General features: G+C 74.6%; 13 protein-coding genes. 6 read left to right on the forward strand and 7 right to left on the reverse strand.

The window, feature by feature from the left end:
• Positions 1-150: 150 nt before the first annotated feature.
• Positions 151-858: a DsbA family oxidoreductase gene (locus ACFWV2_RS26910; RefSeq protein WP_384408603.1), complete on the forward strand. Its 708-nt coding sequence runs from the start codon at positions 151-153 to the stop codon at positions 856-858.
• Positions 859-961: 103 nt separating this feature from the next.
• Complete coding sequence (locus tag ACFWV2_RS26915; protein ID WP_384408605.1) at positions 962-2,020, forward strand: aminotransferase class V-fold PLP-dependent enzyme; 1,059 nt, start codon at positions 962-964, stop codon at positions 2,018-2,020.
• 91 nt (positions 2,021-2,111) lie between these two features.
• Here the strand turns inward: ACFWV2_RS26915 and ACFWV2_RS26920 are convergent, their stop codons facing one another.
• Positions 2,112-3,218: a pyridoxal-phosphate-dependent aminotransferase family protein gene (locus ACFWV2_RS26920; protein WP_384408607.1), complete on the reverse strand. Its 1,107-nt coding sequence runs from the start codon at positions 3,216-3,218 to the stop codon at positions 2,112-2,114.
• 134 nt (positions 3,219-3,352) lie between these two features.
• On the opposite strand from ACFWV2_RS26920, the gene ACFWV2_RS26925 reads away from it, so the two are divergent.
• Entirely contained in the window at positions 3,353-4,438 is a 1,086-nt protein-coding gene (locus ACFWV2_RS26925; protein WP_384408609.1) for an amidohydrolase family protein, read from the forward strand.
• Between the two features lie 10 nt (positions 4,439-4,448).
• On the opposite strand, the gene ACFWV2_RS26930 is transcribed toward ACFWV2_RS26925, so the two are convergent.
• Positions 4,449-5,012 (reverse strand): GNAT family N-acetyltransferase, encoded by a 564-nt coding sequence (locus ACFWV2_RS26930; protein ID WP_384408611.1) that lies wholly within the window; start codon positions 5,010-5,012, stop codon positions 4,449-4,451.
• Complete coding sequence (locus ACFWV2_RS26935; RefSeq protein WP_384408613.1) at positions 5,009-7,246, reverse strand: penicillin acylase family protein; 2,238 nt, start codon at positions 7,244-7,246, stop codon at positions 5,009-5,011. Before ACFWV2_RS26935 ends, ACFWV2_RS26930 begins: the two co-directional genes overlap by 4 nt.
• A 67-nt stretch (positions 7,247-7,313) precedes the next feature.
• On the opposite strand from ACFWV2_RS26935, the gene ACFWV2_RS26940 reads away from it, so the two are divergent.
• Both ACFWV2_RS26940 and ACFWV2_RS26945 read left to right on the forward strand, forming a co-directional pair.
• Positions 7,314-8,033 (forward strand): siderophore-interacting protein, encoded by a 720-nt coding sequence (locus tag ACFWV2_RS26940; protein WP_384408710.1) that lies wholly within the window; start codon positions 7,314-7,316, stop codon positions 8,031-8,033.
• Between the two features lie 299 nt (positions 8,034-8,332).
• On the forward strand, positions 8,333-9,319 hold the full coding sequence (locus tag ACFWV2_RS26945; RefSeq protein ID WP_384408615.1) for an SCO1860 family LAETG-anchored protein: 987 nt from the start codon (positions 8,333-8,335) through the stop codon (positions 9,317-9,319).
• 87 nt (positions 9,320-9,406) lie between these two features.
• Here the strand turns inward: ACFWV2_RS26945 and cobC are convergent, their stop codons facing one another.
• Positions 9,407-11,146, reverse strand: a complete 1,740-nt coding sequence (cobC, locus tag ACFWV2_RS26950) for an Rv2231c family pyridoxal phosphate-dependent protein CobC (RefSeq protein ID WP_384408617.1) — start codon at positions 11,144-11,146, stop codon at positions 9,407-9,409.
• 6 nt (positions 11,147-11,152) lie between these two features.
• Between cobC and ACFWV2_RS26955 the strand changes: the two genes are divergently transcribed.
• Positions 11,153-11,881, forward strand: a complete 729-nt coding sequence (locus ACFWV2_RS26955) for a ZIP family metal transporter (protein ID WP_384408619.1) — start codon at positions 11,153-11,155, stop codon at positions 11,879-11,881.
• A 2-nt stretch (positions 11,882-11,883) separates the two neighbouring features.
• Here ACFWV2_RS26955 and ACFWV2_RS26960 read toward each other — a convergent pair whose 3' ends face one another.
• From ACFWV2_RS26960 to ACFWV2_RS26970, 3 genes are read right to left on the reverse strand one after another with little or no spacing between them, the layout of a single operon-like run.
• Positions 11,884-13,302, reverse strand: a complete 1,419-nt coding sequence (locus ACFWV2_RS26960; protein WP_384408621.1) for a cobyrinate a,c-diamide synthase — start codon at positions 13,300-13,302, stop codon at positions 11,884-11,886.
• Positions 13,296-13,904, reverse strand: a complete 609-nt coding sequence (cobO, locus tag ACFWV2_RS26965; RefSeq protein ID WP_384408623.1) for a cob(I)yrinic acid a,c-diamide adenosyltransferase — start codon at positions 13,902-13,904, stop codon at positions 13,296-13,298. Before cobO ends, ACFWV2_RS26960 begins: the two co-directional genes overlap by 7 nt.
• Complete coding sequence (locus tag ACFWV2_RS26970; RefSeq protein WP_384408625.1) at positions 13,904-15,997, reverse strand: putative cobaltochelatase; 2,094 nt, start codon at positions 15,995-15,997, stop codon at positions 13,904-13,906. The genes cobO and ACFWV2_RS26970 overlap by 1 nt, the downstream gene beginning before the upstream one ends.
• Positions 15,998-16,003 lie beyond the last annotated feature (6 nt).

Genomic DNA, 16,003 nt, shown 5'->3' on the forward strand with positions numbered 1-16,003 from the left:
GCCGACACGGCCGGCCGCGCGGCGGCGCCCCTCCAGGCCCGCCACCTCGTGCTCCGGCTCACACCGGGTCCCGAAACGGAATGAACGCGGCCGGTGGAGACGTTGTCGCGACCGAACACCCCACCGGCACACCTCGGAGAGAAGCCACACATGCGCGTCGAGATCTGGAGCGACATCGCCTGCCCCTGGTGCTACATCGGCAAGGCCCGTTTCGAGAAGGGGCTCGCGGAGTTCGCCCACCGCGACGACGTCGAGGTCGTGCACCGCTCCTTCGAGCTCGACCCGAACCGCGCCAAGGGGGACAGCGGTCCCGTCCTGGAGATGCTGGCCAGGAAGTACGGCCGTACGCTCGACGAGGCCCGCGCCATGGAGGCGCACGTCGCGTCGAACGCGCACTCCGAGGGCCTCGGCTACCGCACCGAGGGCCGCGACCACGGCAGCACCTTCGACATCCACCGGCTGCTCCACCTCGCCAAGGACCGGGGCCGCCAGAACGAGCTCCTCGACCTGGCCTACCGCGCCAACTTCGCCGAGGAGCGCTCCGTCTTCGACCCGGAGACCCTGGTGGCGCTCGGCGTCGAGGCCGGTCTCGACGAGGCCGAGGTCCGGGCCGTGCTCGCCGACGACTCCGCGTACGCCGAGGCCGTACGCGAGGACGAGCGCGAGGCCGCCGAACTCGGTGCCAACGGTGTGCCGTTCTTCGTCCTCGACCGCCGTTACGGCATCTCCGGCGGCCAGCCCGCCGAGGTCTTCACGCAGGCCCTGGAGCAGGCCTGGCAGGGCCGTGTCCTCCAGCCGGTCGGTTCCGACGCGGACGTCTGCGGCCCGGACGGCTCCTGTGAGGTCCCGGGGGCCTGACCGGCCGACCTGCCCCTCTGACCTGCGAAGATAAGCGCGCCTTGGGTCTCCCCGTGATCGGATCGCCATTGACGGGCGATCGTGGGGAATCCAGGGTGAGGGCATGGATTCCCTTGACCAGCCCCTCGGCGGCGCCGAGTTCGCGCCCAAGCAGACCTATCTGAACACCTCGGCCTGCGGGCTGCTGCCCCGCCGGACCGTCGAGGCCGTGACGCTCCTCGCCGAGGAGACCGCCGACGGCCGGCCCGACGGCGCCGGAGACTTCGGCATGGTCGACGAGGCGCGTGCCGCCTTCGCCCGCCTCGCCGGGGTCTCGCACGAGCGCGTCGCCGTCGGCAGTTCGGTCGCCGTCCACTGCGGGCTGATCGCGCAGTCGATGCCCGCCGGAGCCGAGATCCTCTTCCCCGAGGGCGACTTCTCCTCCGTCATCACGCCCTTCACGGTCCGCGGCGACCTCAAGACCCGCTTCGTGCCCCTGGAGCGCCTCGCCGCGTCCGTCCGCCCCGAGACCGCGCTCGTCGCCTTCTCCGCCGTGCAGTCGGCGGACGGCAGGACGGCCGACTTCCCGGCGATCCGGGCCGCGGCCGCCGCCCACGGCGCCCGTACGCTCCTCGACGCCACCCAGTCGGCGGGATGGCTGCCGCTGCGCGCGGGGGAGTGGGACTACACGGTCGCCGGCGGCTACAAGTACCTGCTCTGCCCGCGCGGAGCGTCCTTCCTCACCGTCACCGAGGAGGCACAGGACTCGCTCCTCGCCATCCACGCCAACTGGGTGGCGGGCGAGGAGCTGTGGGTGAACAGCTACGGCCCGGTCCGCGAACTGGCCCGCACCGCACGCCGCTTCGACGAGCCCGCGGCCTTCCTCTCGTACCACGGGGCGGCCCGCTCCCTCACCCTGCTCGAGGAGATCGGCATCGAGCGGATCGAGGCCCACGACAAGGGGCTCGCGGCCCGCTTCCGCACCGGGCTCCTCGCCCTGGGCCACCAGCCGGTCATGGACGACTCGACGGTCGTCGCCGTCCCCGGCCTCGGGGACCGCGCGGACACCCTGCGCCGGGCCGGCATCCTGCTCTCCGCCCGCGCGGGCAACCTGCGCGCGTCCTTCCACCTGTACAACACGGCGGCGGACGTGGACCGGACCCTGAACGTCCTGGGGGGCTGAGCACGCCCCGGGGCGGCTCCGCCCAGCGGACCCGCCCGCGAAGGGGCGGGGCCCGGGCATCGGCGGGCCCCGCCCCTCCCCGTAGCGCGGGTCAGGCCCACGCCTCCGTGACCGCCCGGCGTGCCCCCTCCAGGTCCACCGCGCGGCCCGTCCCGCCGAGCGCCGCGCCCAGGGCGGCGAGCGAGGACTGCACGGCACCCGGCGTCGCGTCCACCCCGTAGTGGTTGACCCGGATCATCTCCGAGGCGAGCGCCCCGCCGCCCGCGATCAGCGGCAGCGACGGGTCGGCGGCCAGCGCCTTCGCCACCAGCTCCGAGGCGTCCACCCCGGCCGGGGTACGCAGCGTCGTCGCGACCGGGGCCGCGTCCTTCGCCTCGTACACGTACGGTTCGAGACCGCCACCGAGCGCCGTCGCGCCCGCCCGGGTCGCCGCCGCCGCGGAGGCGTGCCGCGCCATCAGGGCGTCCAGGCCCTCCGCCTCGATCCGCTCCACACACGCTTCCAGAGCCAGCATCTCCAGCTGCGCGGGCGCGTGGAGCAGCGTCTTCCGGCCGCCGTCGATCCACCGCTCCTTCCAGTCGAGGAGGGAGAGGTACGAGCGGCGCGGCGCGGCCGGGTTGGCGGCGAACCGCTCCCAGGCCCGCGCGCTCACCGACACCGCCGACACCCCCGCCGGACCGCCCATCGCCTTCTGCGCGCCGATGATGCACATGTCCACGCCCCACGCGTCCGGCAGTACCGGCTCGGCGCCGATCGACGCCACCGCGTCCAGGTAGAACAGCGCGCCGTGCGCCCGTACGACCTCGCCGATCTCCGCCACCGGGTTGGTGTTGCCGGTCGCCGCCTCGGCGTGCACCAGGGACACGAAGTCGATCTCCGGGTGCTGGGCGAGCGCCCGCTCCACCTGCTCCGCCGTCACGGCGGTGTGGAACGGCACCTCCAGGTCGACGACGGTCGCGCCGCAGTCCCGCAGCCAGTTGCCGAAGGTCTGCCCGTACGGACCGGTGACGACGTTCAGCGCGGTCGAACCGGCCCGCGCGCCACTGCGGATGCACCCCTCCAGCGGGAGCAGCGCCTCGCCCTGGGCGATCACCACGTCCTGCTCCGTGGAGAGCAGCGCGGCCACCCGCCGCTCGATCGACGCGAAGTGCGCGGCGGTCAGCGGGGCCAGGTCCAGGAGCGGATGTGTGACGGTCACGGCGGTGCCTTCTTCGACTCGGTGCGGTGCGGGTGAGCTCCCGCTCAGGGTACCGAGGCGCCTCCCGCGGCGGCCGCCCGGAAGCCTCCGGGGCCGGGCTCTCCGCCGGGTGCCGGCCCTCGTACAGTGCAGGCATGAGCGATCACGCGGTGCTGCACGTGAAGGGGCGGGTGCTCGTCGGCCCCGAGGACGTACGGGACGAACTGTGGTGCGTCGACGGGCGGATCACCTTCGACCGGCCCGCCGCCGAGGCGGTCACCGTCGAGGGCTGGGTGCTGCCCGGACTCGTCGACGCCCACTGCCACGTCGGCCTCGACCGGCACGGCCCCGTCGACGACGCCACCAGCGAGAAGCAGGCCCTCACCGACCGGGACGCGGGCACCCTGCTCATCCGGGACGCCGGGTCGCCCTCCGACACCCGCTGGATCGACGGGCGCGAGGACCTGCCGAAGATCATCCGCGCGGGCCGGCACATCGCCCGCACCCGCCGCTACATCCGCAACTACGCCCACGAGATCGAGCCCGCCGACCTCGTGGCGTACGTCGGCCGCGAGGCCCGGCGCGGTGACGGCTGGGTCAAGCTCGTCGGCGACTGGATCGACCGCGAGGTGGGCGACCTCACCGCCTGCTGGCCGCGGGCCGAGGTCGAGGCGGCCATCGCGGAGGCGCACCGGCTCGGCGCCCGCGTCACCGCGCACTGCTTCGCGGAGGACTCGCTGCGCGACCTCGTCGAGGCCGGGATCGACTGCGTCGAACACGCCACCGGGCTCACCGAGGACACGATCCCGCTGTTCGCCGAGCGGGGCGTCGCCATCGTCCCCACCCTGGTCAACATCGCGACCTTCCCGCACCTCGCCGACGGCGGCCAGGAGAAGTTCCCCCGCTGGTCGGCCCATATGCGCCGACTGCACGAGCGCCGGTACGACACCGTGCGCGCCGCCTTCGACGCGGGCGTCCCGGTCTTCGTGGGCACCGACGCGGGCGGTTCCCTCGCGCACGGGCTCGTCGCCGAGGAGGTCGAGGAGCTGACCCGGGCCGGCATCCCGCCGATCGACGCGCTCGCCGCGACCGCCTGGGGGGCGAGGGCCTGGCTCGGCCGCCCGTCCCTGGAGGAGGGCGCCCCGGCGGACCTCGTCGTCTACGGCGAGGACCCGCGCGCGGACGTCCGTGTCCTCGCGGCACCGCGCCGGGTCGTCGTCAACGGTCGGGTGGTGGGCTGACGGGAGCCGGTCAGCGCCGGGCCAGGAACGCGAGCCGGGCCTTCTTCTCCGGGATGAAGACCTCCGGCAGGTCCACCTCGGGCAGGACGACCTCCGGGCCCAGCTCGAACCCGGCCCGCACCATGCGGGCGATCGCCTTCTCGTTGGCCGTGTCCGGGTCGACCACGACCCGCGTGCGGTCCCGCAGCGCGAACGCGACGAGCGCGGTGAGCAGGCGGCCCGTCCAGCCGGGCTGCGGGGCGGTGCCCGGGGCGATCAGCAGGTGCACGCCGATGTCCCCCGGCAGCGCCTCGTAGCACTCGCCGACCCGGTCGGCCTCAGGGTCGTACGTCTGGAAGAGCGCGACCGGCTCGTCGTCCAGGCTGACCAGGAAGCCGTGGTGGGTGGTGAGCGAGTCGAGGTGCGCGTAGATGTCCCGGACCTGCTCGACGGTGGTCCCGACCATGCCCCAGAAGGCGGCCCGCTCCTCGTTGACCCAGCCGTGCAGGAGCGGGGCGTCGCGCTCGGGCTCGACGGGCCGGACCGTGACGGTGCCGAAGCCCTCGACGCGGTGGACGTATGCGGCGGTGGTCATCGCTGCTCCTTGGTGAGGTACTGCCAGTCGGTGGTGACGGGGGCGAGTTCGCCCCTCAGCCACAGGGGGAGTTGGTCGCGGTGGTGCGGGTCGCCCGGGACGCCGGACGCGCCGAACGGCACGATCCAGCCACTGCGTTCGCGGTCGGCGAGGTCCCAGACGTAGCGCGCGGCGGAGGCGCGGGCGCTGCGGTCGGTCCACCCGGGGACGCTGGAGGTGGAGAGGACGCAGTCGTGGTCGCCGCCGAGCCCCGGCCACTGCTCGTCGTCGGGATCGGGCAGCGCCTGCCAGGGTGCGAGCCGGTGCGTCACGCCCCAGGCGGCGGGCGGCTCACCGGCGCCGACCTCGTCGAGCGCCTCCCGCACGATCCGGTCGACGTCCCCCGCGGGCACGGGCCCGGCCACGAGCAGGGTCTCCAGGGCGTACGCGACGCGCGGCCCGAGGGCCAGCCAGGGCCGGAACACCTCGGGATACGGCGCGGGGTCGCGCAGTGCCGCGAAGGCCTCGTGACCGGCGAGCCGGCGCACCACGGCGCCGCGCACGGCGGCGTAGAGCCCGGCATCGGTGCTCTCCGCGTCCATCCGCCGGTCCCAGGCGAGCAGCCGGTCCCGCACGGAGGCGGCGGCGGGGGAGAGGCCGCGCCCCCCGCCGGAGGCGCCGGCTCGGGAGCGGGCCGCGCCGGTGCCGTCCGTGCCGAAGCCGTTCGCGCCGGTGCCGTCCGCGCCGGTGCCGTTCGCCCCGGGGCCGGGGCCGTCCCCGCCGTCGGCTGCCGCCCCGCCCGCCCGCGCCACCGCCGCCAGGAGGCGGGCCGCCGACGCGTTGTCGGTGTCCCTGTGGACGGCGGTCGTGGTCTCCGGGGTCCAGTCCGCCGAGGCGCCGAGCAGCGCGTCGATACGGGCCGCCCGGTGCGGCGGGGCGAACTCGATGCCCAGGGGCGCGGCCAGGCCCCGGGCGTTGGCCATCACGGCGTGGCCGCGTACCTCCGCGCGGGGCAGCGGAGCGGGATCCGCCTGCCAGGCGTGCGCCGGGTCCCAGGCGGGCACGACCCGCAGGGAGTTGGCCCGGTCCCGTACGGGTACGTGGCCGGCGACCCGGTGCAGCAGACCGCCTCCGGTGTCGGCGGCGAGGACGACGTTCACGGGCTCGACCCAGCCGTCGAGGGCCGCGTCCACGTCGGCGACGGTCCGGGCGCGCAGCAGCGCGGTGAGCACGCCGAAGCCGAGCTCACCGGTGACACGGGGCGGGTACCGCAGGCTGACGGCCTCCCACGCGGCGGAGCCGCCCTCGGGCTCGTCGTCCACTCCGATGATCACCGGGCCCCGGTCCGTCTCGACCACCTCGACGACGACCGGCTCCCCGCCCGCCACGCCGATCGTCTCGGTGTGCGCCGCCGCCCGGCGCCAACCCTCGGGGCCGTACGCCTCCACCCCGCCGTCCGGGAGGCGCCGCAGCCGCTCCCGGTAGAGGTCCTGGTAGTCCGCCATGGCGTTGGTGATCGCCCACGCCACCGGACCGGTGTGGCCGAAGTGGGCGAGCCCGGGGACGCCGGGGACGGCGATGCCCACGACGTCGTACGCGTCGCAGGCGAGCCTGATCTGCTGGTAGACGCCGGGCGCCTCGATGAACCGGTGGGGGTCGCCGGCCACCAGGGCCGCCCCGCTCGCGGTCCGCCCGCCCGCGACCACCCAGCCGTTGGAGCCGGAGGTGCCGGGCCCGTCGGTCGCGAAGAGCTCGGTCCACTCCTCGCCGAGACGGCCGGCGACCTCCTCGCGCCACAGCTTGGTGGGGAAGCCGGCGAACAGGATGTGGGTCGAGAGCCAGACGGCGAGCGGGGTCCACGGCTCCCACCGTCCGGGCGTGAGTCCGGTCTCCGCGAACTCGGGGGCGCGCCGGGCCCCTTCCGCCAGACCGTCGTTGACGCCGTCCACGTACGCGCGTACCCACGCGGCCGTTCGCGCGTCGGCCTGTTCGAGCCGGGAGAAGCAGCGGCGGGCGGTGTCGGCGAGCCGGGAGCGGCGGGCGAAGGTGTCCCAGCCGAGTTCGGCGGCGCCGAGGAAGGCGGCCGTGGTGCCCTGGGCGCGGTGGCGCTCGACCTCCAGCTGCCAGGCCCGGTCGCGGGCGGTGACCTGCCCCTGGGCGAAGGCGAGTTCGTCCGGGTCCGCGGCCCGCAGATGGGGGACGCCCCAGGCGTCCCGGTAGACCTCGATGCTCACGGAGACCCCGATCCCGTCCATGTCTGCTGAGTTTCTTAGGTTAGGCTGACCTAAATTAATCTACAGGATTTCAGGGGTGGGGATCGCGGTGGGTCACGGTTGGCAGGGTGCCGTTCTCAAGCTGATGCGCGGCAAGGACTTCACGTTCACCGTGACGGGCGCCGAACAGGTCACGGAGGACTACCGCCGGGTGCACTTCACGGACGGCGGCCTGCTCGCCGCCGCCGGGGTCCACCCGACGATGTGGGTACGCGTCTGGTTCGACCACGCGGGCAAGCCCCACCAGCGCGCCTACACCCTGGTCGACCCGGACGTGGAGGCGGGCACGTTCAGCCTGGAGTTCGCCCTCCATGAGGGTGTCGCCAATCGCTGGGCCCGCGCCTGCGTCCCCGGCGACACCGTGGACGCGACTCTCCAGGGCACCGGCTTCGAGGCCCCCGTCCCGGCCCCCGGGCGGCTGCTCGTGGTCGGCGACCCGGCCTCCCTGCCCGCGATCAACTCCTTGCTCGACGCGCTTCCCGGCGTGCCGGCCACCCTCTGGTTCGAGACCCAGCACGCGTCGGACGAGGATCTGCCGGTCCGGCTCGACCCGAGGTGGCACGAGCTGCGCCGGGTACCGCGCCGGGACGCCGGCGCCGACCTCGTCGCCCGGGTGAAGGCCGAGCTTCCGGCGCTCGCCGACCCCGCCTCGTACGTCTGGATCGCCTGCGACACCGTGACCACCCGCACCCTCGCCGCGTACGCCCGCAAGGAACTCGCCCTGCCCAAGGAGCGTGTCCACGCGCTCGGGTACTGGCGCGCCGACTGAACCCATGCCGGTTGACGATCCGTTACCTCGGTGAGGTGCGGATCGTTCTCACTTCCGCCGCGCGCCCCTGCTCCCGTCCACTCGTACGAAAGACGCGAGGCACGCGTGAACGGTTGTGCCGAAAAAAATCGAATATGAACACGGAAACCCCCCTTTGGAGTGAACTCACGTCAGGCGACTGCCGGTTCACTCTCCGTGCGTAAAGATTCCGGTGTCTCAAGTCGCCGAGGCCGCGCCGACCCACCGTCCCCGTGGTGAGCGGCCGGCGACGCCATGTCTCTTGTGGGGGTTCCACCACCGTGAACAGCAACACCTTCCGCGTGCCCGCACGCCGCACCGCCGCAGCCGCGACCGTCGCCGCCCTGACCGTCGGCCCCGTGCTCCTCGCGGCGCCGGCGGCGCACGCCACGGGTGACGAAGGGCGCGCCACCGCCGTCGTCCTGCGGACCGGCCTCGACGTCTCCCTCCTCGGCAAGGCGGTCCAGGTGCCGCTGCGCACCTCGCTCAACGAGGTCGAGGCGCCGGAGACCGAGAGCGAGACCGCGCTCACCGTGAAGGTGCAGGGAGCCGAGGACGGCAAGCCGATCGACATCCTCGCAGCCGACGTGGCCACCTCGAAGGCCACCGTGGACGAGAGGAAGGCCGAGGGGTACGTCAACCTCGTCAAGGCGCAGGTGCACGTCCCGGGCATCCCGCTGCTCTCGCTCGTCGAGGTCGAGAAGGTCACGTCCAAGGCGCTGTGCGAGGTGGGCGAGCGGCCGGTGGCCGAGTCCGCCGTCCTCGGCCATGTGACGGTCTTCGGCAAGAAGACCACCCTCTCCACGGGCGGCCGGACCCAGGTCACCGTCCCGGGCGTCGGGCAGGTCACCCTGGACCTCTCCCGTACCTCGACCACCTCCCGCACCGCCGCGGCGACGGCCCTGGAACTCAAGGTGGCGGTCGACCCGCTGAAGCTCGGTGTCGCCGAGGTCAACGGCACCGTCACGCTCGCCGAGGCGACCTGCGAGACGCCCAAGGGTCCGGCCCCGACCGAGAAGCCCGCCGAGAAGCCGACCGAGCGGCCCACCCAGGAACCCAGCGAGCAGCCCACGCAGCAGCCCTCCGCCACGCCCAGCGACCCAGGCGGCATCGACACCGACAACGGCGGCGTCACGCCCGTGGAGAACCTCGCCGAGACCGGCGGCAGCTCCACCACCCCGTACATCGCGGCCGGAGCACTCGCCCTCGTCGTGGCCGGTGGCGGCGCCCTCGCGCTGACCCGCTCACGCGCCCGCTCCCGAGGCTGACGGTCCGAGGGGGACGAAAAGGGGACGGGTCCGGGGAGGGCGACGGTGACGACGTCGCCCTCCCCGGACCCGCGTCCGCGTGCGCCGTCAGCCGCCCATCAGCAGCGCCTGGTCGAGGGCCTGCAGGAAGCGGTTCGTCGTCGCCCGGTCCCGCACCGCGAGCCGCAGCCAGTTCCGGTCGAGGCCCGGGAACGTGTCGCCCCGGCGCGCCGCGAAGCCCAGCGACCGCAGCCGCTCCCGCACCACGTCAGCCCCGTCGATCCGGAGCAGCACGAACGGCCCCTCCGACTCCTCCACCGTCCGCACCTCGTCGAACTCCGCCAGCCCGGCGAGCAGATGGGCCCGCTCGACCCCGATCCGGTGCGCCGCGTGCTCGGCCTCCGCGAGCGCCACCCGCGACATGCACGCCTCCGCCGCCACCAGCGCCGGCGTCGACACCGGCCACAGCGGCTGCGCCCGCTCCAGGGCCGCGATCGTGTCCGGCTCGGCCAGCGCGTACCCGATCCGCAGCCCCGCGAGCCCCCAGGTCTTGGTGAGGCTGCGCAGCACGACGAGCCCCGGCACGTCGGTCCGCCCGGCCAGCGACTCGCGCTCGCCCGGCACCGCGTCCATGAAGGCCTCGTCCACCACCAGGACCCGCCCCGGGCGGGCGAGCGCGGTGATCGACTCGGCGGGGTGCAGCACGGACGTCGGGTTCGTGGGGTTCCCGATCACCACCAGGTCGGCGTCCTCGGGGACCGCCGCCGGATCCAGCCGGAAACCGTCCTCCTCGCGCAGCAGCACCCGGCCCACCTCGTGGCCCGCGTCCCGCAGCGCCGCCTCCGGCTCCGTGAACTGCGGATGCACCACCACGGGACGCCGCGCCGGCAGCGCCCGCGCGAGCAGCACGAAGGCCTCCGCCGCACCGGCCGTGAGCAGGACCCGGTTCGACGGCACGTCGTGCCGCTCGGCGACCGCCGCCCGCGCGGCCCGGCCGTCGGGATAGGCGGCGAGTCCGGTCAGGGAGGCGGCGATGCGCTCCCGCAGCCAGTCGGGTGGGGTGTTCGTCCTGACGTTGACCGCCAGATCGATGAGTTTGTCGTCCCGGACCTCCGCGTCACCGTGGTGGCGCAGGTCGTGGGCGTCGGTATGCGTATGCATGTCCATGGCCGCCGTCGTGTGGGGGGTGGGGATGGTGGGGGGTGAGCCGGGCTCGCCTGCGATGTACCCGTGCGCCAGGGGCAACAACCGTACGCCTGAGGCGTCTTCGTTCGGACGAAACGGGACGGAAGCGGCGAGGGCGCACGTTACGCGCCGGGTTTTCCGCTTCGGCACGAGAAGGACGGCCCCGCCACGCCCGCGCGTACCCGAACCCGTACCTGTCCCCGGCTCGGCTGCGCCACGCCCGCGCGTATCCGTCCCCGTCCCCGGCTCGGCTTCGCCGCCCGTACGCGCCCGCGTGTCCCCGCCCGTCGCTGTCCCCCGCGCCGTCGCCTCCGCTGAGGCCTCCGCCGTGCCCCTCACCGCTCCCGCCGCCAGCAGCGCCGCCGCCTCCGCCACCGATGCCGTGCCCGTCGCCGCGAGCGGCCGCGTCGACGGATGCGGTACGGACACGGCCGCCAGCTCCCGCGCCGCGAACCCCCGCACCGGTACGCCGAGAAGCGCCGCCGCGCCCGCGATACCCGGTTCCGCCGCCCTCGCGTCGAGCGTGGCGAGCGACCGGACGTCCGCGCGCGTCAGGCCCGCCTCCCGCAGGACCGCGTCCACCAGGGCCAGCACCTCGTCCACCGGGGCCCCCGGCCGGGCCCCGACGCCGAGGTGCGCGGACGCCCCCCGATCCGGTACCAAAGGCCCATGGCTGTGGTCGTCGCGCTCGGCGCGTTCCTCATGACGCTCTTCGGCGGCTGGGTCGCCGGGCGGGTCACCGACCGGCGCCACCTCGTCCTCGGTCTCGCCGGCGGACTCATGCTCGGCGTCGTCGGACTCGACCTCCTGCCGGAGGCACTGGAGGCCGCGGGCTCCGAGGTCTTCGGCGTCCCGGAGGCCCTGCTGCTCTTCGTCGGCGGCTTCCTCTTCGCCCACGTCGTGGAACGCCTCCTCGCCGTCCGCCGTGCGGCACACGGGGTCGGAGCCGCCGAGCGGGTCCCGCAGGTCGGCCTCACCGCGGCCGCCGCGATGGTCCTGCACAGCCTCATGGACGGCATCGCCCTCGGCGCCGCGTTCCAGATCGGCGGCGGCATGGGAGCGACCGTCGCCGTCGCCGTCATCACCCACGACTTCGCCGACGGCTTCAACACGTACACGATCACGAGCCTCTACGGGAACGCGCGCCGCAGGGCCGTCGGCATGCTCCTCGCGGACGCCCTCGCCCCCGTCGTCGGCGCCGCGTCCGCCCTGCTGTTCACCCTTCCGGAGGAACTTCTCGGCAGCTATCTCGGCTTCTTCGGAGGCGCCCTGCTCTATCTGGCGGCCGCCGAGATCCTGCCGGAGGCCCACCACGAACACCCGGCCCGCTCCACCCTGCTGTGCACGGTGGCGGGCGTGGCCTTCATCTGGCTCGTGGTGGGCGTCTCCGGCGGCTGACCTCACGCGACCGGACCGCCCGCGCACCGCTCGACGAACCGCGCGGCCACCTCGGGGGCCCCCGCCCAGTGGGTGTGCACGTAACTGGCGTGCACGCCTCCCTGGACGAAGCCCTCGACGCGCCGCTCCGGCTGCCGCAGCCCCCAGGCGGCCTGCGCCCCGGCGCCCGGCTCGATCACCGTCCGGTGGAACTCGTGCCCCCGCACGCGGGCCCCGGTCGGAGCGAGCACGCTGTCGCTCACGGCGACGGCGTCCCGGTACCCGAGCGTCAACCGCTCCGACATCCGCGCGTCGGCGTCGAGGACCCCGCACATCGGCCGTCCGTCGAGCGACCGTGCCAGATACAGCAGTCCGGCGCACTCGGCGGCGATCGGCGCCCCCGCGCGGGCGAGTTCGGCGACGGCCTTCCGCAAGGGCTCGTTGGCCGACAGCTCGGCCCCGTACACCTCGGGGAAGCCGCCGCCTACGACGAGCCCGCTCGTCCCCTCGGGAAGCGACGCGTCCCGCAGCGGATCGAAGGTCACGACCTCCGCCCCGGCGGCGGTGAGCAGTTCGGCGTGCTCGGCGTACGAGAACGTGAAGGCGGCGCCGCCGGCGACCGCGACCCTCGGAGCGGGCGCGCGTCCGGTGACCGGAATCCCCCCGGACGCGGTCCGCGCGAGGACGGGCTCACCGGGACCTCCGGCGCGCGCCCCCGCGACCTCGGGCACCCACGGCTCGGTGTGCAGCTCGGGCGCCGACCGCGCGAGCGCGAGCAGCGCCTCCAGGTCGCATCCGGCCCGCACCTGCTCCGCCTGCGCCGCGACGGCGGAGACCGCAGCGGCCTGCCGCTCGGCCACCGGCACGAGCCCCAGGTGCCGCGACGGAGTCGCCACGGCGGGCGCCCTCCGCAGCACCCCGAGGACCGGCACCCCGGACTCCCCGAGCGCCTCCCGCAACAGATGCTCGTGCCGGTCGGTGGCGACCTTGTTGAGGATCACGCCCCCGATCCGCACCTCCGGGTCCCAGGACGCGAAGCCGTGCACGAGCGCGGCCACCGACCGCGACTGCGAGGACGCGTCGACGACCAGGACCACCGGCGCCCTGAGCAGCTTCGACACCTGCGCGGTGGAGGCGAGTTCGCCCTGGTCGGCGGCCCCGTCGTACAGGCCCATGACCCCCTCGACCACGGCCAGGTCGCAGCCGCGGGCCCCGTGTGCGAAGAGCGGCGCGATCAGCCCCGTACCGCACATGTAGGCGTCGAGGTTGCGGCCGGGGCGGCCGGTCGCCAGGGCGTGGTAGCCGGGGTCGATGTAGTCCGGGCCGACCTTGTGCGGGGAGACGGCCAGACCACGGCCGGCGAAGGCGGCCATCAGGCCGGTCGCGACCGTGGTCTTGCCCGCGCCCGACGACGGCGCGGCGATGACGAGACGTGCTACCACTCGATGCCCCGCTGGCCCTTCTGACCGGCGTCCATCGGGTGCTTGACCTTGGACATGTCGGTGACGAGGTCGGCGAAGTCGACGAGCTCCTGCGGCGCGTTGCGGCCGGTGATGACGACATGCTGCTGCCCGGGACGGTCGCGCAGGACCTCCACGACCTCCTCGACGTCGATCCAGCCCCAGTGCAGCAGGTAGGCGAACTCGTCGAGGACGTAGAATCGGTACTTCTCCTCCGCGAGGTCCCGCTTGACCTGCTCCCAGCCCTCACGGGCCTTGTCCTCGTGCGACTGCTCGCCCTCGGCGACCTCGCGCTGGATCCAGGACCAGCCCTCACCCATCTTGTTCCAGGTGACGGTGCCGCCCTTGCCGGTCTCGCCGAGCGCCTTGAGGGCGTTCTCCTCGCCGACCTTCCACTTGGCGGACTTGACGAACTGGAACACCCCGATCGGCCAGCCCTGGTTCCAGGCGCGCAGCGCCATGCCGAACGCGGCGGTCGACTTCCCCTTGCCGACGCCCGTGTGCACCATCACCAGGGCGCGGTTGCGGCGCTGGCGGGTGGTGAGACCGTCGTCGGGTACGACGGTCGGCTGTCCCTGCGGCATCAAGCGGCCCTCCTGGCAGTGGTCTTCCCGGCAGTGGTCTTCCGGTTTCCCTGGACGTCCCTGACGAGGCCGGCGATCGAGTCGGCCCGCAGTTCGTCCAGGGTGACGGCGGTGCCGCCGAGTTCACGGGCGAGTTCGCCGGCGAGCCCGAGCCGCACCGGTCCGGTCTCGCAGTCCACGACGACGGACGCCGTGCCCTCGGACGCGTGCAGCCGCGCCGCGCGGCAGGCGAGCGCCACCGGGTCGGCGCCGCCGCCGGTGGCCCGCCCGTCGGTCACGACGACGAGCAGCGGGCGGCGCGAGGGGTCCCTGAGCCGCTCGACCCGCAGGACGTCATGGGCCTTGAGGAGCCCGGCCGAGAGCGGCGTACGGCCGCCGGTCGGGAGCTTCTCCAGTCGCGCGGCGGCCGCGTCCACGGACGAGGTCGGCGGCAGGGCGACCTCGGCGTCCCGGCCCCGGAAGGTGATCAGACCGACCTTGTCGCGCCGCTGGTAGGCGTCGAGCAGCAGCGAGAGGACGGCGCCCTTGACGGCGCTCATCCGCTGCCGGGCCGCCATCGAACCGGAGGCGTCCACGGCGAACAGCACCAGGTTCCCCTCCCGTCCCTCCCGGGTCGCCTGCCGCAGGTCGTCGCGCCGCACCACGAGCCCGGGACCGGTCCGGCCGCGGGCCTTCTGGTGCGGGGCGGCGGCCTGCACGGTCGCGGCCAGGTGGAGCCTGGTCAGCGCCCCGCGCGGGCGTACGGATCCGGTCGTACGGCCGTGCTCGGTGCGGGCCCGGGAGCGGCGCCCGGCCGCGCCCTCGCCGAGACCGGGCACGCTCAGCACCTTCGTACGGAAGGGTTCGGCGGCCTTGACGGCGGCGCGCTCGCCCGCACCGGAGGGCGAGCCCTGCGGGGCGGGCGCCGGCTCCGGGGACTCCTGGGGAGCGGGTACGTCCTCGGGAGCCGGTACGTCCTCGGGCGCGGGGCTCTCGCCCTGCGGCGGAACGCCCCCGCCGGGCCCGCCGTCACCGCCGTCCCCACCGTCCCCGGGACCGCCGTCACCCGGGCCGTCCGGCTCCGGGTCCTGGTCGGGCTCCTCGCCCTTGAACCGCTCCAGGGTCTCGTCGAGCTTCTCCTCGTCGAGGCCGGGCGCGTCGAAGGGCGAGCGCCGCCGCCGGTGGGGGAGGGCGAGCAGCGCGGCCTGCCGAACGTCGTCGGACGTGACGTCGGTGCGTCCCGCCCACGCGGCGAGCGCGGTCGCGGTGCGGGCCATGACGATGTCGGCGCGCATCCCGTCCACCTCGAACGCGGCGCAGGTCGCGGCGATCTGGAGCAGGACGGCGTCCCCGAGCGTCACCCGCGGCAGCAGCGCGCGGGCGGCGGCGATCCGGTCGCGCAGCTCGGCCTCCTCGCCCGCCCAGCGCGCGGCGAACACGGCCGGGTCGTCCTCGAAGGAGAGCCGTCGCCGGACGACCTCGACCCGCTGCTCGGGCTCGCGCGACGCGGCGACCTCCACCGTGAGCCCGAACCGGTCGAGCAACTGCGGCCGCAGCTCGCCCTCTTCGGGGTTCATGGTCCCGACGAGCAGGAACCGGGCGGCATGCCGTACGGAGACGCCTTCGCGTTCGACGTACGAGGAGCCCATGGCGGCGGCGTCGAGCAGGAGGTCGACGAGGTGGTCGTGGAGCAGGTTGACCTCGTCGACGTACAGGATGCCCCGGTGGGCGTCCGCGAGGAGCCCCGGCTCGAAGGCCTTCACACCGTCGGCGAGCGCCCGCTCGATGTCGAGCGCACCGACGAGCCGGTCCTCGGACGCGCCGACGGGCAGCTCGACCATCCGCGCGGCCCGTTCGGCCCCGGAGGCGTCGTCGTGCGGCCCGTCGGGGCAGCCGGGGTCGGGCGAGCCCGGGTCGCAGCTGAACCGGCAGCCCGGCACGACCGGCACGGCCGGCAGCAGACCGGCGAGCGCCCGGACGGCGGTGGACTTCGCGGTCCCCTTCTCCCCCCGCACGAGGACACCGCCCACGGCGGGGCTGACGGCGTTCAGGAGCAGCGCGAGCCGCAGGTCGTCCATGCCGACGACGGCGGTGAACGGATACCGGGTGCTCATCGGGTG

Source organism: Streptomyces sp. NPDC058671, assembly GCF_042716475.1.
Taxonomy (GTDB): Bacteria; Actinomycetota; Actinomycetes; order Streptomycetales; family Streptomycetaceae; genus Streptomyces.